This is a genomic window from Mucilaginibacter defluvii (assembly GCF_039543225.1).
GTDB lineage: Bacteria > Bacteroidota > Bacteroidia > Sphingobacteriales > Sphingobacteriaceae > Mucilaginibacter > Mucilaginibacter defluvii.
Genome location: NZ_BAABJI010000001.1, coordinates 231418 through 258392 on the forward strand (window position 1 = coordinate 231418; position 26975 = coordinate 258392).

Here is a 26975-nt window from a genome sequence, read left to right on the forward strand (position 1 = left end):
CTCCACTTAAAAGGTTACGTTAATGCCCAATGTATAATATCTTGAAAGCGGGTATGTGCCTGCATCCAAACCGGCAACGGTAGGGCCTTGTATTTGATTGTTAGGATTGTTAGTATCCGTACCAACAGGCTGGCCAATTTCCGGATCAAGACCGGTGTACTTGGTAATGGTAAATATGTTTTGTGCGGATAATGCAAGCCTTACTTTGCTCACCCTTAGCCTTTTTGCCAATTCTCCGGGGAATGTATAGCCCAGTGTTACGTTACGCAAACGTAAATAGCTGCCATTTTCAACATATACGCTTGATGGTACGTTATTGGCGCTGATATCATCGTTGTAATTCACGCGGGCGTAACGGTTTGACGGGTTAGTAGGCGTCCAGCGGTTTTCGTAGTAATTTACGCTAACATTTTGTACACCAACAAATGGTGAAGCCTGGAAGCTCTCGAGGCTGCGGGCTGCATAGTTAAATATTTTGTTACCATAGCTGCCGTAAAAGAAGGCGTTAAAGTCAAAAGCTTTGTAATTCAGATCGAGGTTAAAGCCACCGAAGAATTTAGGTAGCGGACTACCAAGACTAACGCGGTCATCGGCGGTGATCTCACCGTCGCCATTAACGTCCTTAAACTTTCTGTCGCCCGGTACAGTTGCCTGCGCACTTGTACCTTGGTAGTGCCCATCTGGTGCGTTAGCATCCAATGCGTCAATCTCCGCCTGTGTTTGGAATATACCTAAAGCTTGATAACCATAGAATTCACCAATGCCCTGACCAATGTAGGTGCGGCTAAATTCATTCCATCCGTTACCTGAAGCTGCAGTAAGCGTTGCGAAGTTTCTCACAAATGTAGAATTACGGTTTATGCTTAACAATTTGTTGCTAACGGTAGTTACGTTTAAGCCTATGCTATAATTGAAATCTGATGAAACCTGACGCTTGTAGTTTAAGGAAATTTCAAATCCTTCGTTACGAATGCTGCCTGCATTTTGTGCTTGTGTTGGTGTTCCTGATTGAGTTGGCGTGGGTACATCAAGCAAAAAGTCTTTTGAGTCTTTGCGGTAGTAGTCAACGGTTAAACCTAAATCATTGTTCAGGAATGCCAGGTCAACACCGATATTAGTTTGGCGTGAAGTTTCCCATTTCAAATTCTGGTTATCCAAATTCAGAAATGCAAGGCCGGTTTGATATGAGCCTCCGAAAGGATAACCAACGTTGCTGCTTGAGGTAGCCGGGCCGCCTGAACCATAACGGGCGAGGAAAAGGAATGGGTTGATACCGGATTGGTTACCAACCTCGCCATAGCCTGCACGGAATTTCAGATCTGAGATGAAGTTAACATCTTTCAAAAAGTCTTCCTGTTTTACACGCCAGGCTAATGAAGCTGATGGAAATATACCATACTGGTTACCGGTATAAAATTTTGACGAACCGTCACGTCTAACAGTAGCCGTTAATAAATATCTGTCATCAAACTTGTAGTTGATACGCCCGAATTGAGAGGCGAGGGTTGTAATAACCTGGTTACCAAATGCTACTAGATTTTTTACCTGGCTTAAATCGCGTATGGCGTTGCTTGGCAAATCGTTACCGTTACCGCCTATTGAGCGGAATGATGTTTTCTGCTCAGACACACCACCTACAAAGTCAATAGAATGTTTGCCGAATGTTTTGCTGTAAGAGATGGTATTCTCCCAAAGCCACTCATAAGTGTTACTTGAATTTTGTGAATAGGTGCTCAACGCGTTCAAGCTGGCTACGCCGTATTGTTGTTGCGAGCGTAAGTCAGAAGGTGTGAAATAATAACCTGAGTTATCTGAAGCATTGATACCCAGGTTGGTTTTTACTTTCAGGCCGTCAACAATGGTCGCCTCCAATGAAGTTGTGCTCAAAAAGTAGTTTCCCTGATTTTTGGTGTCCAGAGTCTCGATAAAATAAACTGGGTTATTCCAGCTGCGGGTATAAATGTTAACCGGGTTGTAATAACCGTAGTTGCCGTTGCCATCTTTTATCTGGTCGGTAAGCTTATTACCTGTTACGGTAGGTATTAGGGCCGCTAATTGCAACAGGTTACCGGTTCCGAATGGATTGGCGCTGTTTTGGCGTGAATACTTAAGGCTTGTATTAGCTTTGAGCCATTTAGTAGCGTTATAATCAACGTTAGTGCTTAAGTTTACACGTTTAAAGAACGAGCCCAGTACAATACCTTTTTGGTCAAAATAACCGGCTGAAAATGCAGTTTGAACCTTTTCGTTGCCGCCGCGTATAGCCAGGTTATAGTTTTGCCTTGAGCCGGTACGGTAAACTGCATCCTGCCAGTCGGCGTTTATAAGTGATGCCGGATCGCTCCACTCAGGTAGTTTGTTAATGGGCGTTTCGTTTGCAAGGGTTGCCCATTGCTGTGCGTTCAGTACATCGTAAGTTTTTGGTCGTGATTGAATTGAACCATTCAAATCAAGCGCTACCTGCACGCCATCCTTACGGCCCTTTTTAGTGGTAATGATAACTACACCATTAGCTGCACGTACACCATAGATAGCGGTTGCTGATGCATCTTTCAATATATCCATTGTGGCAATATCGTTCGGATTGATGTTGTTTAAACCACCGGTTATCGGGTATCCGTCAACTACATAAAGCGGGTCATTGTTTCTTAAGCTACCAACACCACGTATTTGTACGCTCACGCTTGCACCCGGGGCGCCGTCATTATTGGTTACCTGTACACCTGCCGCGCGGCCCTGAAGGGCCTGGTCAAGCTGGGTAACAGGTACTTTTGCCACCTGGTCGGCACTAACCGAGCTTACCGAGCCGGTAAGATCCTTCCGCTGGGTGGTACCGTAGCCTACAACTACAATTTCCTGTAGCGACTGGCTGTTTGATAGCAGCGTTACGTTAATAGTGCTGCGATCATTAACCGGAATTTCCTGCGTGGCATAACCCACGTAGGTAACTACCAGTACCGCGCCATCGGGCACGTTCAGGCTGTAGGTACCGGTTGGTGTGGTGGTTGTACCTGCGGTACTGCCCTTTACGCGTACACTTGCGCCGGGTATTGGTCCTGCATTGTCAGAAACGGTACCCGTAACGCGTTTGCCTTGGGCATGGGCGCTTAAAAAGGCGAAAGCAGTAAGTAACACAGACAGGTAAAGCCTGAGGCACTTACTGTTCCTGAAAAACAGTAAATTTCTTTTCATGTGACTGTAATTTGATTAGAGAACTGGTTTATAATAATTGTATAAAACAAATTTAACAGACGGTACTACTGCGGTATAGTATTAAATTACCATTTTTCGATGCTTTTTAATCGCTTTCAGGGCAAAATGTACGGATTTTAGAAATTTCTGCAATCGATGCCAAAAACCGCTTGATAATTGTCTGTTCAACAAATAATAATGGTTACGGCCATGTTGAGGCTTATTTTATACGTATAATCTTATAAGTATAAGCTAATGCTAAAAAGCATTACATCAACCAATACTTATTTATCAATTGTTTATATTCGCCATTCCAAATATCTGTCTGCATGAAAAAATACGGGCTTATAGGATACCCGCTTTCCCATTCGTTTTCAAAAAAATATTTTACTGAAAAGTTTGAGCGCGAAGGTATAACCGATTGTGTTTACGAATTATATCCCATTGAGTCCATCAGTAATTTCAATGCCTTTTTGCACCAGCATCCTGACCTGTGCGGCCTTAACGTTACCATACCTTATAAGGTGGATGTTATGCAATATATTGACTGGCTGAATACTGAAGCCAAGCATGTCGGCGCAGTAAACACTATCCGTATTGACAAGGAGTCGCCGGTATCGGTAGCGTTTCAGGGTGAAGTAGGTTTTGGCGGCGATGATTTTAGGCTGGAAGGCTTCAATACCGATATATACGGGTTTGAGGAATCGCTAAAGCCATTGTTAAAATCGCGCCATAAAAGTGCTTTGGTACTCGGTAACGGCGGTGCGGCAAAAGCGGTTTTTTATGTGCTCGATAAACTGGAGATCCCTTATAAAATAGTAACACGCCGCGAGCAACCCGGAACCATACTTTTTGAGCAGCTCACGCCCGAAATGGTAGCCGAAAATAAGCTTATCATCAATACAACACCTGTAGGTACATCGCCTAAGGTTGACGAGTGTCCGCCTATACCTTACGAGGCTATAAGTGATGATCATTTACTGTACGATCTGATATACAACCCCGAACAAACCCTTTTTATGCAAAAAGGAGCCGAAGCAGGCGCCACCGTGAAAAACGGCCACGAGATGCTGATATTGCAGGCAGAACGGGCATGGGTAATATGGAACTCAACCGAACGCTATCCATGAGGATTATCGCACTAATAGTTGTATGGGCACTGTTGCTTTCTGCTTGCAGTAACGAGGTCGATTATTCGCCAAAGCCGCGCGGATATTTCCGTATTTATTACCCGGAAAAAGTGTACCGCCAGTATAACGAGGGCTGCCCATACAGTTTTCAGTACCCGGTGTATGCAGATATAATTGCTGACCCCAAAGCCGTTAACAAAAGCTGCTGGATCAACCTGAACTTTAAACAGTTTAACGGTATACTGCACTTGAGCTACCAACCTGTAACCTCAAAAAAGATTTTTAACGAGTTGGTTGAGGATGCGCATACCTTTGCTTTTAAGCATACGATTAAGGCAACATCTATTGATGAAGGATATATCAACTATCCCGACCGGAACGTTTACGGCCTGTATTATACCATTGATGGTAACGCGGCTTCATCCATCCAGTTTTTTTTAACGGATAGTACCAAACATTACCTGCGCGGTGCACTGTATTTTAGCAATGAGCCCCGGCTCGACTCGATACAGCCTGTGCTCGATTTTGTGAAGCAGGATGTTGATATGATGATCAAAAGCTTTAGGTGGAAATAACCGATGCTTTATTCTCCCCGTCAAAATTTACTATTTACAGCAACCTTTTCAGGCTAATTTAAATACTTTTGCTGGCATGGCTAAAGTTGAGGTTTTTGTAAATAACCCGTTTCAGGAAAATACGCATCTGTTATATGATGATAGCGGTGAGTGTGCCATTATAGATCCGGGCATGTATACAGGTACAGAACAAAATGCGGTGGTAAATTATATTGCCGAAAATAACCTGAAACCGGTACTGTTGCTAAACACCCATTGCCATATTGACCATGTGCTGGGCAATAAGTTTGTGTTTGATCAATATGGTTTAAAGCCTAAATTTCATATTGGCGAGAGCGTGGTACTTGACCATGCGCCGGTTAGCGCGCAGCAAATGGGCTTCCGTTATGATAATTCACCCTTGCCTGATGAGTATCTGCCTGAAAGCGGCACCATCACGTTTGGTAATACTACGCTTGAATTGATATTCGCGCCCGGCCACTCGCCTGCGCATTTATGTTTTTACGATAAGAAGGATGGGATACTGATAGGGGGCGATGTGCTTTTCAGGGGTAGCATTGGCCGTACCGACCTGCCGGGCGGTAACCATGCGGAGCTATTAAAAAACATTCGCGAAAAACTTTTTACCCTGCCTGATGATTGTACGGTATACCCGGGTCACGGGCCCGAAACAACCATAGGGTTTGAAAAGCATTACAATCCCTTTTTTAACGATTAATTAGTTTAACACTGCTGTAATAAATTGAATACCTCGGTATACATAGCCAAACGCTACCTTTTTTCACGGAAGAAGGTTCATGCCATCAATATCATATCAGGCATATCCATGCTTGGGGTATTTGTGGGCAGCGCGGCTTTGATCATTATCATGTCGGTATTTAACGGGTTTGAAAAGGTGATTTTGAACCTATACAGCAATTTTAGTCCGGAGTTGAAGATTGAAGCCAAACTGGGCAAAACATTTAACCCCGACACCATACACTTTAACGAATTGCAGAAGGATCCGCGGGTATTCTCTTACACCCGTGTGTTGCAGGAGAAAGCCTTGCTTCGGTATGGCACCAAGCAGTTCATCGGCACCTTAAAAGGGGTTAGCACCGACTTCTTAAAAAATACCGACCTGGATAGCACCATCTTATCCGGATCATTTACCTTGCGGATGGACGGACGTGATTATGCCGTAATTGGTACCACAATACAGGCCAGCCTCGGCGTAAATGTTTATGATCCCAACGCTAACCTGCAGATATATTCGCCACGGCGTAACGCAAGCGCGGCGGCTAATCCGCTTAATGAGTTTGTGGTGCGTAATATAACTCCCTCGGGCGTGTTTGGCATACAGCAGGATTTTGATGACATCGTAGTTGTTCCGTTGGATTTTGCCCGCGACTTGTTGGATGAGCCCCGGCAGGTATCGTCATTAGAAGTGAATTTTAAAAAGGGAACCAGCATCAATGCGGTGCAGGAGGAGTTAGAGGAAAAAATAGGCCGTAACTTTTATATAAAAAACCGGGCTCAGCAAAATACCGAATTATATAAAACGTTAAACTACGAACGGTGGTCGGTGTTTATGATATTGACCTTTGTACTGGTTATTGCTTTGTTTAATATTGTAGGCTCGTTAACCATGCTGGTTATTGACAAGAAAAAGGACATCGCCATACTTACCAGTTTAGGTGCCGGCAAACGGCTTATACAAGGCATTTTCTTTTTTGAGGGTATGATGATCTCGGTGGCCGGTTGCATTGCCGGATTGGCTATAGGGCTCATTTTTTGTATATTACAGCAGCAGTACGGTTTGGTACGCATCAATGGCTCGTTAATGGTTATTGACGCTTATCCCGTAGATATCAAGGTTACAGATTTTGGCCTGGTATTTTTAACAGTGGTCATCATAGCGGTAATAGCCTCGGGCATAAGTGCCAGATTGAGTGTTAAAGGATTAAGTGAAATAAAACAGGATCTATAAATAAAAGATGCAATCATCATCTGTTAAATATGTTTTTTTGGTTTTGGCCATTTTGTTGACCGCGCTTGCATCATGCAGCGGCGATAAGCAGGATGGTAAACCGCATGTATATAAGGGGCTTTACAGCTTTGGCCCCGAAATAAAGTCTTTCAGCGAATGCGGGCGCGAAAAGGAATTCTGGGTTACCGATAGCTCGGCGCAGTTAGAACTGCAATACTCACAGCTAAACTTTGAAAAACCTTACGAGCCGGTATATGTGGAGGTTGAGGGTGTCAAGCTACCGTCGGACAAGGACGGGCTGGGCGCCGAGTACGATAGTACCCTCGTGGTGCGTAAACTTATCAGGATAACCAAGGTTATACCGCAGGATATTTGCCATTAACGCCTGCGATCATTCATCTTTATTTAAACGTTAAAACAAAATTGGCAGCTTATGGCTTTTTACTATAGCTTTGAGCTTTAACCATGCGGCTTCAGCCCTAACAACTTCTTATCATGGAATCAAAACGTCAGCAAAAATTTGCAGGAGTAATACAACAGGACCTTGCCGCAATATTTCAGCGCGAAGGCGCAGCTTATTTGCCCGATACGCTGGTAACCATTACTAAAGTACGTGTAACGCCCGATTTAGCCATCGCACGCGTATTTTTAAGCTTTTTTAACAATAACAATACCCAGCAGGCACTGCAGCTGGTAAAATCGCATGCGTCAGAGATCCGTTACAAGCTGGGTGCCCGTATAAAAGACCAGGTGCGTATTATACCGCAGCTGGAGTTTTTTGTAGATGATACCAACGAGTATGTTGAGCGTATGGATAAGCTTTTTGACAAAATAAGCAAAGAGCCCCGCCAGCCAGACGAAGAGTAAATTTTTTAGCCATGGGAAAAGCATCGGTTACATTGGCGGCACACCTGGCGATGGCTGAGGTGCCGGTTTCGGTTGTGGTTGATTTTGAAAATGTTACAGATAAGCTTTACAGGATTGACCTGACCGCTGCCAATACCAAACTTACGACGGAAATTGTGGATGATGCAGATTCTTTCGGCGATTGGATCACCACACAACTTACCGATAACCAATGCCGATATGCCATAGGCGGCTACCTGGAAAACCGTACCGTTTACAGCCGTAAACAATTGTTCGGCGCAAATGATGATGAACCGCGTAGTGTCCACTTAGGAGTAGATATATGGGCCGCTGCAGGTACCATTGTGCGTGCGGCGCTTGATGGTGCGGTGCATAGTTTTAATGATAATGCCGGTAACGGCGATTATGGCCCAACCATAATTTTACAGCACGAGGTAAACGGGCTTAAGCTTTACAGCTTATACGGCCATCTAAACCGCAAATCCCTACAGAAAATACAAGTAGGGCAGCAGGTGCATGCCGGGCAAAAAATAGCTGAATTTGGCATCCCGGATGAAAATGGTAACTGGCCGCCGCATCTGCATTTTCAGCTTATACTGGATATGCAGGGCAAGCAGGGCGATTTCCCCGGCGTATGTAAACCGTCAGAAAAAACCGGGTACCTGGAAATTATTCCTGATCCGAATTTACTGTTAAACTTTTTGCCTGAGGATTATAAGTAACTCAGCCACCATTGCTTATGCGTCATCTTATACCTCATGTACCAGCGGCAGGGGAAGTATAGGATGATTATTGCAAGTAGCCACATCAGGTAAACAAAATACAACGGAGCGCCGCCCTGAGCTTTAGCGCCGCTACCGGTTGATGTAACGACAAGGTAAGCGATAAAAGCCATCAGGCGCAGCAGGTACAGGTGCAGTATGTAGTAAAACATGGGCACACGGCCAAACACTATAATTATTTTAGTAAAGCCATTCTCGGCATACTCAAACGCGGCTAACAGCAGGTTGCATACGCCGAGCGTAATCAGCAGATAATCTAACGATGGCGGATATTTTTGCACGTTGATGAACGACAGAATAGTGCGATGCCAGACGCCCTGATCCGTCCACTGGTTAGGGTCGCCGTAAACATTTAAAAATCTTAGTATAACGAACAGTGCAAGCGATGACAGGCCGATGGCAACCAGCAGGGGGCGCCTTTTGACGGCGTCAAGCTTAAATATCGTGCCGAATACATAACCTAAAGCCATAACGCCTATCCAGGGTATCAGCGGGTAAAGTATAAATACTTTGGTATAACCGGTAAGTTGTATAATGCCCTGCACATGTAAAATGCCCCACATGGTTCCCCATGGCGCGGGCAGTTGCGCTATCTTAATACCATCAAGCGCGTTATGCCCAAATATCATGATCAGCGCGAAGGTGGCTATTACACCTCGTGGCAGGTAGATCAGTCCGGCCAGTACAATCATGCTCACGCCCAGGGCCCATATCACCTGCACAAAAACAAAATCGAAAGCAATGTTAAGCGCCCAACCAAAGCGTATAATGGTGAACTCAAGCAGTATAAGCCAAAGGCCGCGGGTGATCAGAAACTTAGCGGCCTCGCCCTTGGTTTTGCCCCGGCTAAACGACAGGAATGCACCCGTACCCGCCAAAAAAACGAAAGTCGGCGCGCAAAAATGAGTGATGAACCGGGTAAGGAACAGCGAAGTTGAAGCTTTGGTAAGATCGGTCGGATCAAATTGTTGGGGCATAAAAAAATCGCGTGCATGGTCTAACGCCATGATCACCATGATCAGGCCGCGAACAATATCAATCGAGTCGATCCTCTTTTTAGGCTGAACAACAAAATCGGTCATTGTAATAAAGTTTATGCAAACTACGTAAAACTATCTATATGCGGGGCGTAAATTTAATTTATAGCTATACGATATGTAACTTCGCGGTTCAAGATGCAAAGAGAGCAGATTTCGGTATTCGATATATTTAAGATAGGCATAGGGCCGTCAAGTTCGCACACGTTGGGGCCATGGCGCGCGGCACAGCAATTTGTACAGTTACTTACTGATGCAGGTGTATTGCCGCAGGTGGTACAGGTAAAGGTGTTGCTGTACGGTTCGCTGGCCAAAACCGGTAAAGGCCACGGCACCGATATTGCCATACTGCTCGGCCTGAGTGGCGATGACCCGGTTACCTTTGAGGTTGACCAGGTAGAGCCTAAAGTAAACGAAATTATAACCTCGCGCCAGATGGTGTTGGGCGATGTTAAGCCTATCAGCTTTTATAAGGATGATGACCTGCTTTTTCTATTCAGCGAAAGTCTGCCGTTTCACCCTAACGCGGTAACTTTTCAGGCGTTTTTGAGTAATGGTAAGGCGATGTCGGCTACCTACTATTCCATAGGCGGTGGGTTTGTGGTTAAGGATGGTGAGGATAACAATGCCAGGGCTGAAGTTGACCTGCCTTTCCCTATTGAAACCGCCCGCGACCTGATGGTTTGGTGCATGAAAACCGGCCTCAAAATATCTGAGGTGGTGATGGAAAATGAATTAGCCTGGCGCACCGAGGCAGAAACACGTACGGGTGTGCTTAATATATTCAGGGTGATTAAGGAGTGCATATACCGCGGATGCCATACCGGCGGCTTTTTGCCCGGCGGCCTTAACGTGGCCCGTCGTGCAGCAAGCCTGAATAAGCGCCTAACCAAAGGCTTGCCTTATAGCAATTATGAGGAGTGGGTTGGCGTAATCAGGCAAAGCGGTAACAGTTTTCAAAATATATTGGATTGGGTAAGCTGTTTCGCACTGGCCGTAAATGAGGAAAATGCCTCGTTCGGCAGGGTGGTTACGGCGCCTACTAATGGCGCGGCAGGGGTTATACCGGCTGTGCTGCAATATTACATCGCTTTTTGCGATGGCTTTAGTGAGGATAAGATCATCAGGTTTATGCTGACTGCATCAGAGATAGGCAGCATCTTTAAAAAAGGCGCCACCATATCCGCGGCGATGGGTGGTTGCCAGGCCGAGATCGGCGTATCATCAGCCATGGCGGCGGCGGCGCTTACCGAATGTTTAGGCGGATCGCAAAGACAGGTTTTAATGGCCGCCGAAATTGCTATGGAGCATCACCTCGGTTTAACCTGCGACCCAATTGCCGGGTTGGTACAGGTGCCTTGTATTGAGCGCAATACGATGGGCGCTATCAAGGCCATCACCGCGTCGCAACTGGCCCTGCAAACCAATCCCGATAACGCAAAAGTAAGCCTGGATGCGGTGGTTAAAACCATGTGGCAAACCGCGCAGGATATGAATTCCAAATACAAAGAAACTTCAGATGGTGGCCTGGCGGTAAACATACCGATCAGCTTGCCTGAATGTTAATTTCATCTAAATAGAAACAGCATACCCATGGTCAATATATTCAGATCGTACAACCCGATAGTGATACTATGGCTGGCCGTGCTTGTTTTTGTTTTACGTATAGGCTACCTGGTTAATACGCCCGACAGGTTGGAGTTTATATTTGTTGAGTCGTTTTCACGATTGTTGGTACCGGTATCCTACGAATACGCTTTGTCGCCCTTTTTCAACGTATTGCTGGCCACGCTGCTCGTATTTATCCAGGCTTTATTGCTCAACACCATGGTTAACTATTTTAACCTGCTCAACAAACCATCCTACATGCCGGCGCTCATGTACATCACGGTATCGGCGCTGTTTACGCCATTTTTAAGGCTGAGTGCGCCGTTGATCTGCAACTTTCTGGTAATATGGTTGATGTATAAGCTGTTCAGTTTATATAAGGGCACCGAGGTTAAGTCAACCTGTTACGATCTGGGCTTGATCGTCGCTTTAGGATCATTGATTTATCTGCCTTTCAGTTGGATATTTCTGGTAGTGTTTATCGCCATTATCATATTCAGGCCATTTAACTGGCGCGAGTGGGCGGCGGTAATCATTGGCTATGCAACGGTTTTCTTTTTTTTGGCCGTGGTATACTTTTACAACGACAGGCTGAACCGTTTCTCGAGTATCTGGCTGCCGCTTGGCGGTAAATTTCCTACAAGCATCAGCATTAATAATTATACCTACGTGCTACTGGTGCCGGTAGCGGTAATACTGGTGCTCTCGGTTTATAAATTGCAGCAGGGCTTTTTTAAAAGCTACGTACACATCCGCAAATCATTCCAGTTACTGGTAGCTTATTTTTTGGTGGCGGGCCTGGCATTCTATGTAAAAACGGAATTTCAGCTCAATCATTTTCTGCTTTGCGCTATACCCGTGGCCATCACCTTTGCCTATTATTTTTTACATGCAACAAGCCGCTGGTTTTACGAAACGCTGTATTTATTGTTGGTTGCAGGTATAATTTACTTCCAGTTTAACACTTTTTAACTATAATATTCGTCCTAATTTCAGTGGTTATGTTAGCTTTGTAACATGAAATTTGGAGTTGTTATATTTCCCGGGTCTAATTGCGACGAAGACATTATCTACGTACTAAACAATATATTGGGCCAGGAGGTAGTGCGCCTTTGGCATAAAGACCACGACCTGCAGGGTTGCGATTTTATTGTGCTGCCGGGCGGTTTCTCATTCGGCGATTATTTGCGTTCAGGCGCTATTGCCCGTTTTTCGCCAATTATGCAGGAGGTGATACAGTTTGCTGCCAAAGGTGGTTATGTAATGGGCATATGCAACGGTTTCCAGATACTGACCGAATCAGGCTTGCTTGAGGGTGCTTTGCTGCATAACAAAAACCGTAAGTTTATTTGCCGCAATACCTTTGTGTTGCCACAAACCCAAAACTCATTACTAACCGCGCAGATAGATGCGCAGCGCGTGCTTAAAATTCCGGTGGCGCATGGCGAGGGTAATTATTTTGCCGATGCTGATACCCTGAAATCAATTAATGATAACGACCAGGTATTGTTCAGGTATTGTGACGAAGCCGGTAATATAACCAACGATGCCAACCCTAACGGTACGCTTGAAAACATCGCGGGTATTACCAATAAAAACCGCAACGTGTTTGGTTTTATGCCACACCCTGAGCGTGCGGCCGATGCTGTGTTAGCGAATGAAGATGGTTTGGCGATTTTTGAATCAATACTTTCAATGGTGAAGGCCTGATGGCTAACCTGGTTATTGATATCGGGAATACGCTTACCAAGGTTGCAGTTTTTGAGCAGCAACAATTGCTCGAAACCAGCCACTATGCCGATGCCGATACCGCTTTGTTTGATGAGTTGTTAAGCAAATACAATATTGGTAAGGCCATCATATCATCTGTAAAAAAAGATACGCCTTACTGGCTTGCTGTATTAAGCACAAGGGTAACGGTAGTTCATTTTACGGCAACAATGGCCAGGGGTATTACCAATCATTACCTTACCCCGCACACTTTAGGGCTCGACAGGGTAGCCGCGGTTAACGGCGCGGTAAACTTATTCCCCCAAAAAAACAGCCTGGTTATTGATGGCGGCACCACCATTACCTATGATTGGGTTGATGCCGGCGGAAATTATTTTGGCGGCAGTATATCGCCGGGGCTAAATACCCGTTATAAGGCTTTAAACCATTATACATCAGGCTTGCCGCTGGTTGAGGCCGACGGCGCTTTTGAAATGGCTTATGGTAACAGCACGCAAACCGCCATACAGTCAGGCGTGCAAAATGGCTTAAAATATGAGCTTGCAGGTTTTATTGAAACCTACAGGCAGAAAGATAAACAACTGAATATTATACTAACCGGTGGCGATAGCGATTTTTTTGATACTCTGCTGAAAAATAGCATCTTTGCCCCCCAAATTAATATTGAACCCAATTTGGTTTTAATAGGATTGAATGCCGCATTACTACAACATAATGATTAAATATACCAGGTTATTTGCTACGCTTGTTTTGGTTATAAGCGCACTTGGCGCAAGCGCACAAAACGGATCGACAACGAGTTCACCTTATTCAAAATACGGCATTGGCGATATCGACCCGAACTGGACACCCCAGACCGCCGGTATGGGCGGTATTGCAACGGCAACCAACGCTATAAGCGGTTACTCAACAATAAATACCCTCAACCCGGCTTCATACGGCGCTATAGGTTTAACTACTATTGATGTAGGTGTTTTTGGCAGCAGCCTTAAACTTAGCCGTGACGGGCAGGGCTCGCAAACCAGCAGTAATTTCAGGCTTAATCATTTGTTGTTCGCTTTCCCGGTAACCAAACGCTCGGCTATAAGCTTCGGTTTGCAGCCATACAGTCAGCGCGGGTATGAGTACACGCAAACCCAGGCTAACTTTGGTACTGGCGACCCTGCGGATACCAACGCGGTTAACTTCAAATACAGCGGCGAGGGCGGTTTGACCAAGGCTCATTTTGGTTACGGTTTCGGCATCGGTAAACATATTATGCTGGGCGCAAACGTGTCATACATCTTTGGTAACATGAAGGATTATGGCGTAACTTCTATACCTGATCTTTATGGTGCATTTAATACCCGCGTTGAGCAAAACAGCAGCGTACAGGGTTTTAACTACGATTACGGCGCGCAATTCATGTTCAACCTGAGCGAGCGTAATGTACTTACTTTCGGTTACTCCGGTTCGGCGCCTACAAAGCTCAATATTGAAAACAGTACCTACGTATCGCACTTTACCACCGGTACAGATGGCAGCGAAAACATTCCGCTGGATAGCGTGGTAAACGAGGTAAGCCCTAAATCAAAATTAAAATTACCTTCAATAAACCGGTTTGGTTTATCGTTTAAAGCGGGTGAAAAGTTGCTTTTGGGCGCTGATTACACTATGGGCAAATGGTCTGAGCTATCGGCCACGGGCGATGCTTATCAAACCATTAACCAGGGCATGAAGGACAGCAAGACCTATAACTTCGGCGCACAATTTACGCCCAACATCAATAAACTGAATAACTATTGGGCTTTGGTTGACTATCGTGTAGGTTTTATGTATAACCAAACCAACCTGCGCGTAAACAACACCGACATTAACCAATATGCTGCAACTTTTGGTTTAGGCCTGCCTTTGCGTCCGAGCCAAACCAGCAGCAGTTACTACAAGATCAATATTTCGGCTGAAGTAGGTAAACGCGGCGCGCTTACCAATAGCCTGGTAAAAGAAAACTACATTAATATACGTTTAGGGTTTACACTTAATGATAAGTGGTTTACCCGTTACAAGTTTGATTAATATGTTTTTTAGTTCGCGAACAAAAACAGCTGCTTTACTATTGTTGGCAATTATTTGCAGCAGCTTGTTTTTTGTCTCGTGCGAGAATGATCTGAAGAAGATCAAAGAATTATCGCAGCAGGATATTAAGCCTCAGGAAATAACCACCAATGCCGAAATTACCTATAGCGATTCGGCGCATGTAAAAGCCGTGGTATTTGCACCCGTGCTAATCAACCATAAAGTTGATACACCCTACTACGAGATGCCTAAGGGGGTGAAGATTGTATTTTACGATAAGGAGTTGAAAGTGATCAACACCCTTACTTCTAACTACGCATTAACTAAGGACGATAACAATCGTTTTGAGCTTTACAAAAACGTGGTATCAAAAAACGCGCAGGGCGACGTATTCAAATCGGAAGAATTGATTTGGAACGCCAAGACGCAACTCATCACATCAAGCCAGCCGGTGCAAATACTATTTGCAAATGGTAACATCTCCAACGGAACCAATTTTGAGAGTAACCAGGATTTTAGTCATTACACGATGAACCAGACAACCGGTATCTGGAATGTAGACCAAAAGGCAATAGAGTAATAAATAATTTCAACGTCAATTTTGTTTGATGGAATTTTACTAAAAATTGTATCTTGCGCCCTCTTTTTAAATAGTTAATAATTATAGAGTTTATATGGGAATTATGAGTTTTTTGCGTGAGAAGATGGGGGTGATACTCGTCATCGTTATAGGTCTTGCGCTTTTTGCTTTTGTTGCAGGTGAGGTTATCCATTTTGGCGGCTCGTTTTTCAGGGGCGATGCTAACACCATAGGTGTAGTAGCTGATGAAAAAATATCTGTACAGGAATTTAATCAAAGGGTTGAGCAAAATACAGAGCAGTACAAGCAGCAATCTGGCCAAACCAGCGTTAGCCCGCAAATTTTAGGCTACGTTCAGGAAAATACCTGGAACCAGATGATCAGCCGTTCTATCATCACCAGCCAAATCGCTAAACTGAATATTACTGTTGGCGAAAGCGAAACAAAATCACTCATCAGCGGCAACAACCCAAGCCCGCAAATTGTGCAGATGTTTGGCAACCCGCAAACCGGCCAGCTTGACCGCGCGCAATTAAACAACGTGCTAAGCAGCGTTAATGCCGCTAAAGATGGCGACCCGATGAAAAAACAATGGCAGGATTTTGTTGCCCAGATCATCGAATCAAAAAAGGCGGAAAAATATGTAGCCTTGGTAACCAATGGCCTGTACGTAAACTCGCTTGAGGCTACCGATGATTACGAGGCTAAAAACAAATTGGCTAATTTTCAATACGTAGCGCTTGATTATGCATCAATACCTGATAACAAAGTTACCGTTACTGATGCTGATTACCAGGAGTATTACGATGCGCATAAAAAACTTTTTGTAAACAAGCAGGAGCTGCGCAGCTTTAAATATGTAGCTGTAAACGGTGCCGCTTCTAAAGAGGATAGCGCCGCTGTTAAAACTCAAACTGAAAAACTGGCTCAGGATTTTAAAGCCAGCAATAACGATTCATTATTTGTTCAGTTAAATTCTGACACTAAAACGCCTATCGTTTACCGTAAAAAAGGCCAGCTTGATCCGGCGCTTGATTCGGTAATGTTCAGCGCGGCAAAAGGTTATGTTTATGGTCCATACCTGTCAAACGGTAGCTACAACATCGCCAAACTGATTGATTCACGTGTTGGTCCTGATTCGGTTAAGGCAAGCCATATCCTTATCTCAGCTCAATCAGCAGGTGGTGAAGAAAAAGCCGCTGCTAAAATTGACTCATTGAAAAAGCTGATCCAGGGCGGCCGCTCGTTCGACGAACTGGCCAAACTTTTCTCTGATGATAAACAGTCGGGCGAAAAAGGTGGCAGCTTGGGTACTTTCGGCCGTGGCGCTATGGTGCCTGCTTTTGACGAAGCAGTATTTAACGGCAGCAAAGGTGAGCTGAAAGTAGTTACCACGCAGTTTGGTGTTCACCTTATCCGTATCGAAGATCAAAAAGGTAGCGCTAAAGTAGTTAAGGTGGCCATTGTAAACAAACCGATACAGCCAAGCGAAAAAACACGTTCAACAGCCTACAGTAAAGCGCAGACTTTCCTGGCAAGCGTAAACAACGGCGATTTTGACGCGGAAGCCAAAAAAGAAAAACTTACCGTACAGCAAGGTACTGATGTTACCGGCATCGCGGCAGGCATACCAGGTTTAGATAATGCCCGTGATTTGGTTCGTTGGATATTCAAATCAGAAGTTGGTGACGTATCTGAGCAGGTTTTCACCGCCGGCGATCAGTACGTGGTTGCCCAGGTTTCGCAGGTTAAACCTGAAGGCCAGTTACCGCTCGAGGCTGTTAAAGCATCCATATTGCCTGTAGTACGTAACAAGGTTAAGGCAAAACAATTAATTGAGAAAATGCAGGGCGCTGTTAATGGTGCATCAAGCATTAACCAGGTAGCGCAAAAAGTTGGTGGTAAAGTAACCCCGGCGCAAAACATTGTATTAGCTAACCCGGTAATACCCGGCGTTGGTGTTGAATACAGCGTTATCGGTTCGGTATTTGGCTCGCAGCCTAAAAAGGTATCAAAACCGGTTGAAGGTACAAGCGGCGTATACGCTTTTGTAGTTGATGGTTTTGTTAAACCTGCCCCGTTGAGCAACTTAGTTAAACAAAAACAGCAGCTTGCTCAAATGGCGCTACAGCGTTCGCAAGGGCAGCTGTTTGAAGCCCTGCAAGATAAGGCGAATGTAAAAGATTACAGAGCCAAGTTCTTATAATCGTATTTTAAAGTAATTTTGTATCCGGGAATGATTATCGTTCCCGGATTTTTTATTTTAAGCTAAATGGAAATTCAGGAAAACATTATAAATAAGGTAGCCCAAAGCGGGTTGGTAACGCTTGACCCGGCGGAGTTTTACCAGCAGGGCGAACGTGTGGTATATGATATAAAGGACAATCTTTTCCACGGGCTTATCCTGAAGGAAAAGGACTTTCGTGAGTTTGTAAAAACACATGACTGGAGCCAGTACCAGGATAAATTTGTTGCGGTTACCTGCACTGCCGACGCCATAGTACCGGCCTGGGCATATATGTTGCTGGCCAACCGTATGGCGCCTTATGCCCGTGAGGTAGTTTTTGGTGACGCAGAAGTGCTGGAAACGGTATTGTTTGTAAAAGCGACTGCAAATCTTGACGTAGAGAAATATCGTGACCAGCGTTTGGTTATTAAAGGTTGTGGTGACGTGCCCGTGCCTGTTGCCGCCTATGTTGAATTAGCAAAAAAGCTTACCCCGGTAGCTAAAAGCCTCATGTTTGGCGAGCCGTGTTCAACTGTGCCTATCTATAAACGTAAAGACTGATTTTTTGGCGACGCCGACTACTTTGCAGACAACCCCCAAACAGGTATGTTAAACTATTGTTATCAGTTTCTGTCAAACCGGGTAGAGGAATTGCCTGATTTGTGCCATTCCGTTACAATCAAAATACACCGTTAATGAAGAAATTGATCATAATATGTTACCTGCTGCTGATAGCCGGTACCCCAATTTACGCCCAAACGCTCGATAACCTCGACAAGGCGGTATTTGGTGTTGGCGAGCAGTTGGATTATAAACTTAAATACGGCATTTTTACTGCAGCAGAGGCCAACCTTAAAGTGCAGGAGAGTCCGCAGAAGTTTGATGGTAAGCCCGCTTATCATATTATAGCCGAAGGTAAAACCGCCGGAACCTTTAACGTATTTTACAAGGTGCGTAACCGCTACGAAAGCTTTGTCGACAAAAATACGCTGATGCCTTACTTTTATACCGAGAACCGTAAAGAAGGAAGCTACAAGCATACCGATAAGGTAACCTTTAACCACAAGGATGGTAAGATAAAGGCGGATAAAGGCGAGTTTGAGTTTAAAGGCCAGATGTTTGATTTTGTATCTGCCTATTACTTTGCCCGCTCGCTGGATATATCAAAGATCAAGGTAGGGCAAACCATAGATATGCCATACTTTCTGGAAGATGGTATTCATAAACTGAGCATCACTTATATGGGTAAAGAGCAGGTGAAATGTTCAATGGGAACGTTTAACTGTTTAAAGTTTAATCCAACCATTATACCCGGTAAAATATTTAAAAAGAATAGTAAACTGTATCTTTGGATAACTGACGACGCTAACCGCATACCGGTACGTGCGCACGTTGAAGTAATTGTGGGTAGCCTTAGCATGGATTTGACCGGAGCTAAAGGACTTAAATACCCGCTAAATCCTGTTAAAAAGTAATAGTAATGATGATTGAAGTTGGCAATGTGCTGGTGCATGAGGATGTAATTAAGGAGAATTTTGTTTGCAACCTTAATAAATGTAAAGGAGCATGTTGTATTGAAGGCGACTCGGGCGCGCCACTGTTAAATGAAGAACGCGCTATCCTGGATGAGATATATCCGAAGGTAAAACCCTATATGAATACCAAGGGAATTGCCACAATTGAAAAGGAAGGTACTTATGTTACCGACTTTGAAGGCGATTATACCACGCCATGTGTTGATACGAATAAGGAGTGTGCCTATGTTATTATGGAAAATGGCATCACCAAGTGCGCTATTGAAAAAGCTTACGAGGCAGGCGATATCGATTGGAAAAAACCGATTTCATGCCATCTGTACCCTATACGCATCACAGCCTACCCGGAATTTGATGTTTTGCATTACGACCGTTGGAGTATTTGCAGCGACGCCTGCACCTTTGGCGATCAGTTGAAAGTACATGTCCACGAGTTTTTGAAGGGGCCGCTTATCCGCAAATATGGTGAAGAATGGTATAAGGAACTTGAAGAAGCTGTAGCAGCAGAGATATAAGGAGAAGCGATGGTATTATGCCATCGCTTTTTTTATGGTTACATGTACCTGCTTACCTTTTGGCTCCGGCCAATTAAAAAGTAAAGCAGGCAACCTAATAGGGGCGCAAGCAATACAATTACTATCCAAAGTAATTTAGTGAAATTATCCTTAAAGTCGGATTTTATAATGTCCACCAGGGTGAATAGCGGGATAACCACAACGAAGAAAATCAATATAATTTCCGGGGTGCCTAAATTCAGGAATGCGAGTGCCATAGGTTTTTGATTTAAATGTGATGTATGTGGTTAAGATACAAATAAGTACGTATTGTTACACCCTTTAACTAAATAAACCCGCGAGTAGCCTATGTGTGCCTTGATTTACAATTAAATTAAATATTATTGTAAACGCATAAGCTACATCGCAATGAAAACAGCTCTGATAACAGGTATAACCGGGCAGGATGGCGCATACTTAGCCGGATTTTTGCTCAAGAAGGGTTACACCGTGCACGGGCTTAAACGCAGGTCATCATTATTTAACACCGCCCGTATTGATCATTTATATAATGACCCGCATGAGCCGGACGTGAATTTCAGGCTGCATTACGGTGATCTTACTGACTCAACTAATTTGATCCGCATTATCCAGGATGTTCAGCCTGACGAAATATATAACCTGGCGGCGCAAAGCCATGTAAAGGTAAGCTTTGATACGCCGGAGTATACGGCTAATGCCGATGGTATAGGTATACTCCGCATTTTGGAAGCGGTGCGTTTGTTGGGTTTAGCACAAAAAACCAGGATCTACCAAGCGTCAACATCTGAACTTTATGGTTTAGTACAGGCTGTGCCGCAAAGCGAAATAACGCCTTTTTATCCGCGCTCTCCATATGCGGTAGCCAAATTGTACGGTTACTGGATAACCGTTAACTATCGCGAAGCTTATAATATGTATGCCTGTAACGGCATTTTGTTCAATCATGAAAGCCCGATTCGCGGCGAAACCTTTGTTACCCGCAAGATAACCCGTGCTGCGGCCAGGATAGCGATGGGGTTGCAAAGCCATCTGTATATGGGCAATCTGTCGGCGCAACGCGACTGGGGGCACGCCAAGGATTATGTGGAGGCAATGTGGCTGATGCTGCAGCAGCCCGAGCCGCTTGATTTTGTTATTGCTACCGGTGTTACTACTACCGTGCGTGATTTTATCAGGCTTGCATTTGCCGAGCTGGGTATTGAGGTGGAATTTAGCGGAAGAAATGAGAACGAAAAGGGTGTTATAATTGATTTAGACGAGGATCGGCTTACGGAATTAAATATCGATCAGGCCAAACTTAAGTTCGGCCAAACGGTTGTAAAGGTTGATCCGAAATATTACCGCCCAACCGAGGTAGAATTACTGATAGGGGATGCCACCAAAGCTCGTGAAAAACTGGGCTGGATGCCCAAGTACGATTTAGATGCCTTGGTTGCCGACATGGTACAGGCTGATCTGCTTGAGGTGCGTAAGGATGAGTATCTGCAAAAAGGCGGATTTAAGACATTGAATTATTTTGAATAGCTATAACAACATAAGCCTCAAATGAAAAAAATATTTACGCTTGTATTCTTCATTATATCATCAGTCACCTTAACAAAGGCGCAATCAGTTTATCAGCCGTATTCATACCAGTTCTATCAAAAGTTAAATGCCGATGTATACTCAACTAAAACGCGTGTACATAGTGCGCTAAAACCCTTTTTGGTTGATGACAGCCTGCTGCGCCGCAGTTACGATTCGATAATGAACTATGGCAGTGATGGAGAACATGGCGCCGGTTACCGTAAATTATTTACCGAGCACCAGATAGATGTAAAAAACGATAACAGCACCTTTTACGCCGATCTGCTGCCTGACCTGGTTGTTGGCCGTGATTTTAGGCAGTTCAAGCGCACTACGCGTATAACATCGGTAGGTTTGCAAGTTGGCGGTACCTTTGGCAATAAGGTATCATACAATGTAAGCGGGTTTTTAAACCGGGCTTTATTTCCGGAATATTTAACCACCTATATTAACCAGGTTGGTATCGTGCCCGGTCAGGCTTATGACAGGAGCTCGAACAGTGATACTAAGGATTGGTCTTTTATCACAGCAAACATATCCTATACGCCAGTCAAATATCTGAACATTTCAGCCGGCCGTGACCGTACCTTCATAGGCGATGGTTACCGCTCGTTATTATTATCTGACTATGCGTCGCCGGCTGCTTATTTCAGGCTAACGGGCACTTTGGGTAATGTACGTTATATGGCCATGTGGTCAAACTTTAGCGACCCGATGAACCCTAACCTGAACGATTACACACATAACCGACGTAAATGGGGGACTTTTCACTTTTTAGACTGGAATGTGAGCAACCGCTTATCATTAGGATTTTTTGATGCCATAGTATGGGCTAATGAAGATGAGGCAGGCCATACGCGCGGCTTTGATTTTTCATACATCAACCCGATTATATTTTTGCGCCCAATAGAAGCATCAAGCGGCTCTCCGGACAACGCAGTGATCGGCTTTACAAGTAAATATAAGTTTACCGATAATTTAACGGCTTATGGCCAGTTTATGCTCGACGAATTTGAGGCTGATAACTTTTTCTCCGGCAATGGCAGCTCGCGCAACAAGTTTGGTTGGCAATTAGGCGTACGCGGAGCGAACTTGTTTAACGTGCAAGGGCTTAACTATCTGCTCGAAACTAATACCATTACGCCATATACATTCTCGGAGCGCTTTTCAGCTATCAATTATACCGGTAACAGCGAATCGCTTGCGCACCCTTGGGGCGCTAATTTCAGGGAAGTGGTCGGCTTGTTAAATTACTCTTACAAAAGGTTTGATTTCTCGGGAGAGTTTGACTTTGGCCGTTATGGTTTGGACGTAAACGGCCTTAATTACGGTAAAAACCTTTTTGACAATTACCGCGAGCCTGCGCGCCTGACCGGCAACTGGATCGGGCAGGGGCTTACCACCAACATGTATTTGCTTGAAGGCAGGGTAGCATACCTGCTTAACCCCAAATATAACCTGCGCATTGAATTGGGCGGCCTGATACGTGACGATATTAATGACCAGTTTAAAAGCCGTACCGGCATGATCACTATTGGCCTGCGTAGCTCATTCCGCAGCTTTTATAATGACCTTGCCAGCTTTAAAACCCGCAACCCTATAATGGCTAACTAAACTTACAGGTTAAAGCCGTGTATTCGGCTTAGTTGTTTATCCAGCTCTACCGCCGCGCTTATTAACGCCAGGTGTGTAAACGCCTGCGGGAAATTGCCCAGGTGCTCACCGCGTTTACCCAGCTCCTCGCTAAACAATCCGAGGTGATTGGCGTAGCCCATCATTTTTTCAAAATTTTCAACAGCGCGGTCAACCTCGCCGCTTTTGGCCAGTGCCTCAATAAACCAAAAGGAGCACATGTTAAACGTTCCTTCTTCACCATCCAGCCCGTCAATTTTTTCGAGATGGTTACGGTAACGGTAGATGAGCACATCCAAACGAAGATCGCGGTCTATCACCTTCATGGTTGATAGCCACCTCGGCTCCAGGGGCGATATAAAATGGGTAAGCGGCATCAGCAGGGCACTTGCATCTACATTGTTTGCGCCCTTATACTGTACCCAGGCCTGCAGGTCGTCATTCCAAAAGTTGTGGTAGATGTCGTTATAAATTTCATTGCGTACGGCTTTCCATTCGTTTTCGGGATATGGGAATGAGCGGTTCTCGGCTATCTTGATCGCCCTGTCCATAGCTACCCAGCACATTAAACGCGTATGTAAAAACTCTCGTTTCATGTTACGAATTTCCCATATGCCATGGTCTGGCTCCTGCCAGCGTTCAATAACGTGTTCTACCTGCTTTTGGATGATGCTCCAAAATTCAAATGTGATGGGTTTATATGATTTATTGTAGATGTAAATGGTATCAATCAGCTCGCCATAAATATCCAGCTGGGTTTGTTCAGCTGCTTCATTACCTATGCGTACGGGTTTTGAGCTTTTGTAACCATCCAGATGATTAAGCTCCTTTTCAGATAACGTACGGGTGCCATCAATACCATACAGCAACTGCAGGTTGTTGTCCTTGCAGAGCTCATATATCCATTCTAAAAATTTTGTGGCTTCCTCATTCATCCCTAAACGCAAAAACGCGTACATGGTAAACGCAGCATCGCGTATCCAGGTAAAACGGTAGTCCCAATTACGGTTACCGCCAAGGGTTTCAGGCAGTCCAAAAGTCGGGGCCGCCACTACCGAACCAAATTCTGCAGAAGTAAGCAGTTTTAGGGTGATTGCAGAGCGATAGATCACCTCACTATACCTGCCTTTATAAGCAGCCTTATTAAGCCATTTGCGCCACTGGTTAATGGTATCGCCATATGTATTATCAATATAATGGCTGATGTCGCGCAGTTGTTCCTCATCGCCGGATTTTATAGATTCCAGCACAATAACAGCGCTGTTTGATTCACTGATGGTTATATCAGCGCAGCCACTCTGTTGGTCAATGGTAAGGTCAAAGTCGGCAATCAGGCGTAATTTGGCATTACCGTCATTAATGCTGGTAAATATCAGTTCGTTGTCGCTGCGGGCTTCAACTTCATGTTCAGCCTTAGCATAATCAAAACGCGGAACGCAATTTATACGAAAGCTGATATTACCCCTGATGGTTTTAATACGCCTTACGATAGCGCATACCGAACCTTTCGGATCGCCTGTGATGGGCATATAATCGGTAACCTCGGCAATGCCATATTCAGAGAAGAAACGGGTGAGCAAAACCGCGGTACCGGGTATGTATAACTGGCGCGTGGTATAATCTTCCAGTTGTGGTTCGATGGAGAAATAGCCGCCCTTATTTTCATCCAGCATAGCGGCAAATATGGTAGGCGAGTCAAACCTCGGGAACGACATAAAATCTATCGACCCATTGCGGGAAACCAAGGCAACGGTTTTCATGTTGCCTATTATCCCGTAGTTTTCGATAGGCTGGTAGGGGCGTTTGTTATGCTCCATGCGGTATAGCTATTTTTATAAGGATAACCGCATATAGCATTAAAGGTTTAGCGTTACAACCTTTACGCGTGTTTAAACAACAAAGGAGCGGTAATTGCCGCTCCTTTTGCTTTATGACGCTATGGTGTGTGTAGTATCTTTTTTTATACCCATCAACCTTACCTGTGTGGCTATTGCCGCGGCATCGTAACCGCATTCGGCCCAGAGCTCGGGTTGCTCGCCGTGTTCAATCACGGCATCAGGCATACCCAGGCGTTTTACTTTGGCGCTGTAACCATTATCGGCCATAAACTCCAGCACCGCGCTGCCCATACCGCCCTCAAGGCAGCCGTCCTCTACGGTTATTACCTTATCAAACTTTTGGAAAACGCTGTGCAGCAGGCTTTCGTCTAACGGTTTAACAAAGCGTAGGTCATAGTGTGCAGGGTAGTAACCCTCGGTGTTCAACTCGTTAATTGCCTTCGCGGCTTCGTTACCTATAGTGCCAATGGTCAAAATGGCTACATCGTCACCCTCAGTAACTAAACGGCCTTTACCTACCGGAATGGCTTTCATCGGGCGCTGCCAGTCAACCATGACACCGTTGCCGCGGGGGTAACGTATGGTGAATGGCCCCATGTTTTCCTGCTGGGCAGTATACATTAGGTTACGCAGTTCTTCCTCGTTCATTGGCGCCGATACGATCATGTTCGGTATGCAGCGCATATATGCCAGGTCATAAGCGCCATGGTGAGTAGGCCCGTCGGCACCGGCAATACCGGCACGGTCAAGACAGAACACTACATTGAGTTTCTGTATAGCTACGTCATGCACCACCTGGTCAAACGCTCGTTGCATAAAGCTGGAGTAGATATTACAGAACGGTGTTAAACCCTGCGTTGCCAAACCTGCCGAAAAGGTTACGGCATGCTGCTCTGCAATGCCCACGTCAAACGCGCGTTCAGGCATCGCCTTCATCATCAGGTTGAGCGAACATCCTGATGGCATAGCCGGCGTAATGCCCATTATTTTAGGGTTCTGCTCGGCCAGCTCAATAATGGTGTGGCCAAACACATCCTGGTATTTGGGCGGCTGCGGTTTTTCGTAATATGTTTTTTTAATTTCGCCGGTGATCTTGTCAAACAAGCCCGGGGCATGCCATTTGGTCTGATCTTTCTCGGCCAATGCATAACCTTTGCCTTTTACGGTAACGCAATGCAATAGCTTAGGGCCGGGTATATCGCGCAGGTCGCGCAGTACTTTTGCCAGATGTTTAACATCGTGCCCGTCAATCGGCCCAAAGTACCTGAACTTAAGCGCCTCAAAAAAGTTGCTCTTTTTAAGTAGAGTGCCTTTAATGCTTTTCTCCAGTTTTTTTGCCAGTTTAAAAGCGTCCGGACCAACTGATGATAGCTTGGAAAGTACACTTGCCACATCATCCCTGAAACGGTTGTATGGTTTTGAGGTGGTAATATCGGTCAGGTATTCCTTTAAAGCGCCCACGTTCGGGTCGATAGACATGTTATTGTCATTCAGGATCACTAACAAGTTTGAGTTTTCAATACCTGCATGATTCAAGGCCTCAAAGGCCAGGCCGGCGGTCATGGCACCATCGCCGATAACGGCCACATGCTGCCTGTCCGTTTCGCCTTTGTAGTGCGATGCCACAGCCATACCCAATGCTGCTGATATGGAAGTAGAGGAGTGGCCAACGCCAAAGGTATCGTATTCGCTTTCGCCGCGTTTAGGGAAACCGCTGATGCCTTTGTAAACACGGTTGGTATGAAATACATCGCGGCGGCCGGTTAATATTTTGTGGCCGTAAGCTTGGTGACCAACGTCCCACACCAACTGATCGTAAGGGGTGTTCATGATGTAATGCAGGGCAACGGTAAGCTCAACCACACCTAAACTGGCGGCAAAATGCCCGCCGTTTACTGATACTACATCAATAATATATTGGCGAAGCTCCTGGCATACCTGCTCAAGTTCATCTTCGCTAAATTGCTTTAAATCAGAAGGATTGTTGATTTTTTCCAACAAATTACCTGCCGGTACCTGCATCGACATCAATTAGAATATTTAACCTGCAAATTACGTGAAATAATATGATAAAAAACAGGACAAGCCGCAACATATAATTGTTTTAAATAATTT

The 26975-nt window shown here is 44.9% G+C and carries 24 protein-coding genes; 19 read left to right on the forward strand and 5 right to left on the reverse strand.

Going from position 1 to position 26975, the window contains the following annotated elements; translation table 11 throughout:
* Positions 1-6 precede the first annotated feature (6 nt).
* Complete coding sequence (locus ABD960_RS00995; RefSeq protein WP_345328966.1) at positions 7-3192, reverse strand: SusC/RagA family TonB-linked outer membrane protein; 3186 nt, start codon at positions 3190-3192, stop codon at positions 7-9.
* 329 nt (positions 3193-3521) lie between these two features.
* On the opposite strand from ABD960_RS00995, the gene ABD960_RS01000 reads away from it, so the two are divergent.
* The 7 genes from ABD960_RS01000 (at position 3522) to ABD960_RS01030 (ending at position 8455) form a co-directional block, all read left to right on the forward strand.
* The gene (locus ABD960_RS01000; protein WP_345328967.1) at positions 3522-4322 is read left to right on the forward strand and encodes a shikimate dehydrogenase family protein; all 801 of its coding nucleotides are present in this window, start codon (positions 3522-3524) and stop codon (positions 4320-4322) included.
* Positions 4319-4897 carry a gliding motility lipoprotein GldD gene (gene gldD, locus ABD960_RS01005; protein ID WP_345328968.1) on the forward strand — a complete coding sequence of 193 codons (579 nt, stop codon included), beginning with the start codon at positions 4319-4321 and terminating at the stop codon, positions 4895-4897. Before ABD960_RS01000 ends, gldD begins: the two co-directional genes overlap by 4 nt.
* 76 nt (positions 4898-4973) lie before the next feature.
* Positions 4974-5615 carry an MBL fold metallo-hydrolase gene (locus tag ABD960_RS01010; protein WP_345328969.1) on the forward strand — a complete coding sequence of 214 codons (642 nt, stop codon included), beginning with the start codon at positions 4974-4976 and terminating at the stop codon, positions 5613-5615.
* Between the two features lie 24 nt (positions 5616-5639).
* Complete coding sequence (locus ABD960_RS01015; RefSeq protein ID WP_345328970.1) at positions 5640-6866, forward strand: ABC transporter permease; 1227 nt, start codon at positions 5640-5642, stop codon at positions 6864-6866.
* Between the two features lie 7 nt (positions 6867-6873).
* Positions 6874-7248, forward strand: a complete 375-nt coding sequence (locus ABD960_RS01020; RefSeq protein WP_345328971.1) for a hypothetical protein — start codon at positions 6874-6876, stop codon at positions 7246-7248.
* Between the two features lie 113 nt (positions 7249-7361).
* Positions 7362-7733 carry a 30S ribosome-binding factor RbfA gene (gene rbfA, locus ABD960_RS01025; RefSeq protein ID WP_345328972.1) on the forward strand — a complete coding sequence of 124 codons (372 nt, stop codon included), beginning with the start codon at positions 7362-7364 and terminating at the stop codon, positions 7731-7733.
* 11 nt (positions 7734-7744) lie between these two features.
* A complete protein-coding gene (locus ABD960_RS01030; protein WP_345328974.1) occupies positions 7745-8455 on the forward strand; it encodes a peptidoglycan DD-metalloendopeptidase family protein in 711 nt (236 codons plus the stop codon).
* Here ABD960_RS01030 and ABD960_RS01035 read toward each other — a convergent pair.
* On the reverse strand, positions 8446-9597 hold the full coding sequence (locus ABD960_RS01035; RefSeq protein WP_345328975.1) for an acetyltransferase domain-containing protein: 1152 nt from the start codon (positions 9595-9597) through the stop codon (positions 8446-8448). The two genes, ABD960_RS01030 and ABD960_RS01035, sit on opposite strands and share 10 nt — an antisense overlap.
* Before the next feature lie 93 nt (positions 9598-9690).
* Between ABD960_RS01035 and ABD960_RS01040 the strand changes: the two genes are divergently transcribed.
* From ABD960_RS01040 to ABD960_RS01085, 10 genes are all read left to right on the forward strand, one after another.
* Positions 9691-11118, forward strand: a complete 1428-nt coding sequence (locus ABD960_RS01040; RefSeq protein ID WP_345328976.1) for an L-serine ammonia-lyase — start codon at positions 9691-9693, stop codon at positions 11116-11118.
* A 27-nt stretch (positions 11119-11145) separates the two neighbouring features.
* Positions 11146-12132, forward strand: coding sequence for a DUF6427 family protein (locus tag ABD960_RS01045; RefSeq protein WP_345328977.1), 987 nt, complete (start codon positions 11146-11148; stop codon positions 12130-12132).
* Positions 12133-12177: 45 nt separating this feature from the next.
* Entirely contained in the window at positions 12178-12870 is a 693-nt protein-coding gene (gene purQ / locus ABD960_RS01050) for a phosphoribosylformylglycinamidine synthase subunit PurQ (protein ID WP_345328978.1), read from the forward strand.
* The gene (locus tag ABD960_RS01055; protein WP_345328979.1) at positions 12870-13613 is read left to right on the forward strand and encodes a type III pantothenate kinase; all 744 of its coding nucleotides are present in this window, start codon (positions 12870-12872) and stop codon (positions 13611-13613) included. Before purQ ends, ABD960_RS01055 begins: the two co-directional genes overlap by 1 nt.
* Positions 13606-14946, forward strand: a complete 1341-nt coding sequence (bamG, locus tag ABD960_RS01060; RefSeq protein ID WP_345328980.1) for a BamG family beta-barrel-assembly machinery protein — start codon at positions 13606-13608, stop codon at positions 14944-14946. The genes ABD960_RS01055 and bamG overlap by 8 nt, the downstream gene beginning before the upstream one ends.
* A gap of 43 nt (positions 14947-14989) precedes the next feature.
* Positions 14990-15526, forward strand: coding sequence for an LPS export ABC transporter periplasmic protein LptC (gene lptC, locus ABD960_RS01065; protein ID WP_345328982.1), 537 nt, complete (start codon positions 14990-14992; stop codon positions 15524-15526).
* Between the two features lie 94 nt (positions 15527-15620).
* The gene (locus ABD960_RS01070; protein ID WP_345328984.1) at positions 15621-17732 is read left to right on the forward strand and encodes a peptidylprolyl isomerase; all 2112 of its coding nucleotides are present in this window, start codon (positions 15621-15623) and stop codon (positions 17730-17732) included.
* 66 nt (positions 17733-17798) lie between these two features.
* Positions 17799-18314: a DUF2480 family protein gene (locus ABD960_RS01075; RefSeq protein WP_345328986.1), complete on the forward strand. Its 516-nt coding sequence runs from the start codon at positions 17799-17801 to the stop codon at positions 18312-18314.
* A 134-nt stretch (positions 18315-18448) separates the two neighbouring features.
* Positions 18449-19228, forward strand: coding sequence for a DUF3108 domain-containing protein (locus tag ABD960_RS01080; protein ID WP_345328988.1), 780 nt, complete (start codon positions 18449-18451; stop codon positions 19226-19228).
* An 8-nt stretch (positions 19229-19236) separates the two neighbouring features.
* Positions 19237-19803 carry a DUF3109 family protein gene (locus ABD960_RS01085; RefSeq protein ID WP_345330069.1) on the forward strand — a complete coding sequence of 189 codons (567 nt, stop codon included), beginning with the start codon at positions 19237-19239 and terminating at the stop codon, positions 19801-19803.
* A gap of 38 nt (positions 19804-19841) precedes the next feature.
* On the opposite strand, the gene ABD960_RS01090 is transcribed toward ABD960_RS01085, so the two are convergent.
* Positions 19842-20060, reverse strand: a complete 219-nt coding sequence (locus ABD960_RS01090) for a PLDc N-terminal domain-containing protein (RefSeq protein ID WP_345328989.1) — start codon at positions 20058-20060, stop codon at positions 19842-19844.
* A 151-nt stretch (positions 20061-20211) separates the two neighbouring features.
* On the opposite strand from ABD960_RS01090, the gene gmd reads away from it, so the two are divergent.
* Both gmd and ABD960_RS01100 read left to right on the forward strand, forming a co-directional pair.
* Positions 20212-21348 carry a GDP-mannose 4,6-dehydratase gene (gene gmd, locus ABD960_RS01095; protein ID WP_345328990.1) on the forward strand — a complete coding sequence of 379 codons (1137 nt, stop codon included), beginning with the start codon at positions 20212-20214 and terminating at the stop codon, positions 21346-21348.
* A gap of 21 nt (positions 21349-21369) precedes the next feature.
* Positions 21370-23004: a gliding motility protein RemB gene (locus ABD960_RS01100; protein ID WP_345328991.1), complete on the forward strand. Its 1635-nt coding sequence runs from the start codon at positions 21370-21372 to the stop codon at positions 23002-23004.
* A gap of 2 nt (positions 23005-23006) precedes the next feature.
* Here the strand turns inward: ABD960_RS01100 and ABD960_RS01105 are convergent, their stop codons facing one another.
* Positions 23007-24839, reverse strand: a complete 1833-nt coding sequence (locus ABD960_RS01105) for a glycoside hydrolase family 15 protein (protein WP_345328992.1) — start codon at positions 24837-24839, stop codon at positions 23007-23009.
* 111 nt (positions 24840-24950) lie between these two features.
* Complete coding sequence (gene dxs / locus ABD960_RS01110) at positions 24951-26882, reverse strand: 1-deoxy-D-xylulose-5-phosphate synthase (protein WP_345330070.1); 1932 nt, start codon at positions 26880-26882, stop codon at positions 24951-24953.
* Positions 26883-26975 lie beyond the last annotated feature (93 nt).

Bases quoted from the DNA above. Each gene is read 5' to 3' on its own strand.
- ABD960_RS01040 (WP_345328976.1), top strand. From the start codon at position 9,691: ATGCAAAGAGAGCAGATTTCGGTATTCGATATATTTAAGATAGGCATA.
- ABD960_RS00995 (WP_345328966.1), bottom strand. From the start codon at position 3,192: ATGAAAAGAAATTTACTGTTTTTCAGGAACAGTAAGTGCCTCAGGCTT.
- ABD960_RS01030 (WP_345328974.1), top strand. From the start codon at position 7,745: ATGGGAAAAGCATCGGTTACATTGGCGGCACACCTGGCGATGGCTGAG.
- ABD960_RS01085 (WP_345330069.1), top strand. From the start codon at position 19,237: ATGATTGAAGTTGGCAATGTGCTGGTGCATGAGGATGTAATTAAGGAG.
- ABD960_RS01035 (WP_345328975.1), bottom strand. From the start codon at position 9,597: ATGACCGATTTTGTTGTTCAGCCTAAAAAGAGGATCGACTCGATTGAT.
- ABD960_RS01020 (WP_345328971.1), top strand. From the start codon at position 6,874: ATGCAATCATCATCTGTTAAATATGTTTTTTTGGTTTTGGCCATTTTG.
- ABD960_RS01010 (WP_345328969.1), top strand. From the start codon at position 4,974: ATGGCTAAAGTTGAGGTTTTTGTAAATAACCCGTTTCAGGAAAATACG.
- ABD960_RS01070 (WP_345328984.1), top strand. From the start codon at position 15,621: ATGGGAATTATGAGTTTTTTGCGTGAGAAGATGGGGGTGATACTCGTC.
- ABD960_RS01000 (WP_345328967.1), top strand. From the start codon at position 3,522: ATGAAAAAATACGGGCTTATAGGATACCCGCTTTCCCATTCGTTTTCA.
- ABD960_RS01105 (WP_345328992.1), bottom strand. From the start codon at position 24,839: ATGGAGCATAACAAACGCCCCTACCAGCCTATCGAAAACTACGGGATA.
- ABD960_RS01075 (WP_345328986.1), top strand. From the start codon at position 17,799: ATGGAAATTCAGGAAAACATTATAAATAAGGTAGCCCAAAGCGGGTTG.
- purQ (WP_345328978.1), top strand. From the start codon at position 12,178: ATGAAATTTGGAGTTGTTATATTTCCCGGGTCTAATTGCGACGAAGAC.
- bamG (WP_345328980.1), top strand. From the start codon at position 13,606: ATGATTAAATATACCAGGTTATTTGCTACGCTTGTTTTGGTTATAAGC.
- ABD960_RS01080 (WP_345328988.1), top strand. From the start codon at position 18,449: ATGAAGAAATTGATCATAATATGTTACCTGCTGCTGATAGCCGGTACC.
- gmd (WP_345328990.1), top strand. From the start codon at position 20,212: ATGAAAACAGCTCTGATAACAGGTATAACCGGGCAGGATGGCGCATAC.
- gldD (WP_345328968.1), top strand. From the start codon at position 4,319: ATGAGGATTATCGCACTAATAGTTGTATGGGCACTGTTGCTTTCTGCT.
- rbfA (WP_345328972.1), top strand. From the start codon at position 7,362: ATGGAATCAAAACGTCAGCAAAAATTTGCAGGAGTAATACAACAGGAC.
- ABD960_RS01100 (WP_345328991.1), top strand. From the start codon at position 21,370: ATGAAAAAAATATTTACGCTTGTATTCTTCATTATATCATCAGTCACC.
- ABD960_RS01055 (WP_345328979.1), top strand. From the start codon at position 12,870: ATGGCTAACCTGGTTATTGATATCGGGAATACGCTTACCAAGGTTGCA.
- ABD960_RS01090 (WP_345328989.1), bottom strand. From the start codon at position 20,060: ATGGCACTCGCATTCCTGAATTTAGGCACCCCGGAAATTATATTGATT.
- ABD960_RS01045 (WP_345328977.1), top strand. From the start codon at position 11,146: ATGGTCAATATATTCAGATCGTACAACCCGATAGTGATACTATGGCTG.
- dxs (WP_345330070.1), bottom strand. From the start codon at position 26,882: ATGCAGGTACCGGCAGGTAATTTGTTGGAAAAAATCAACAATCCTTCT.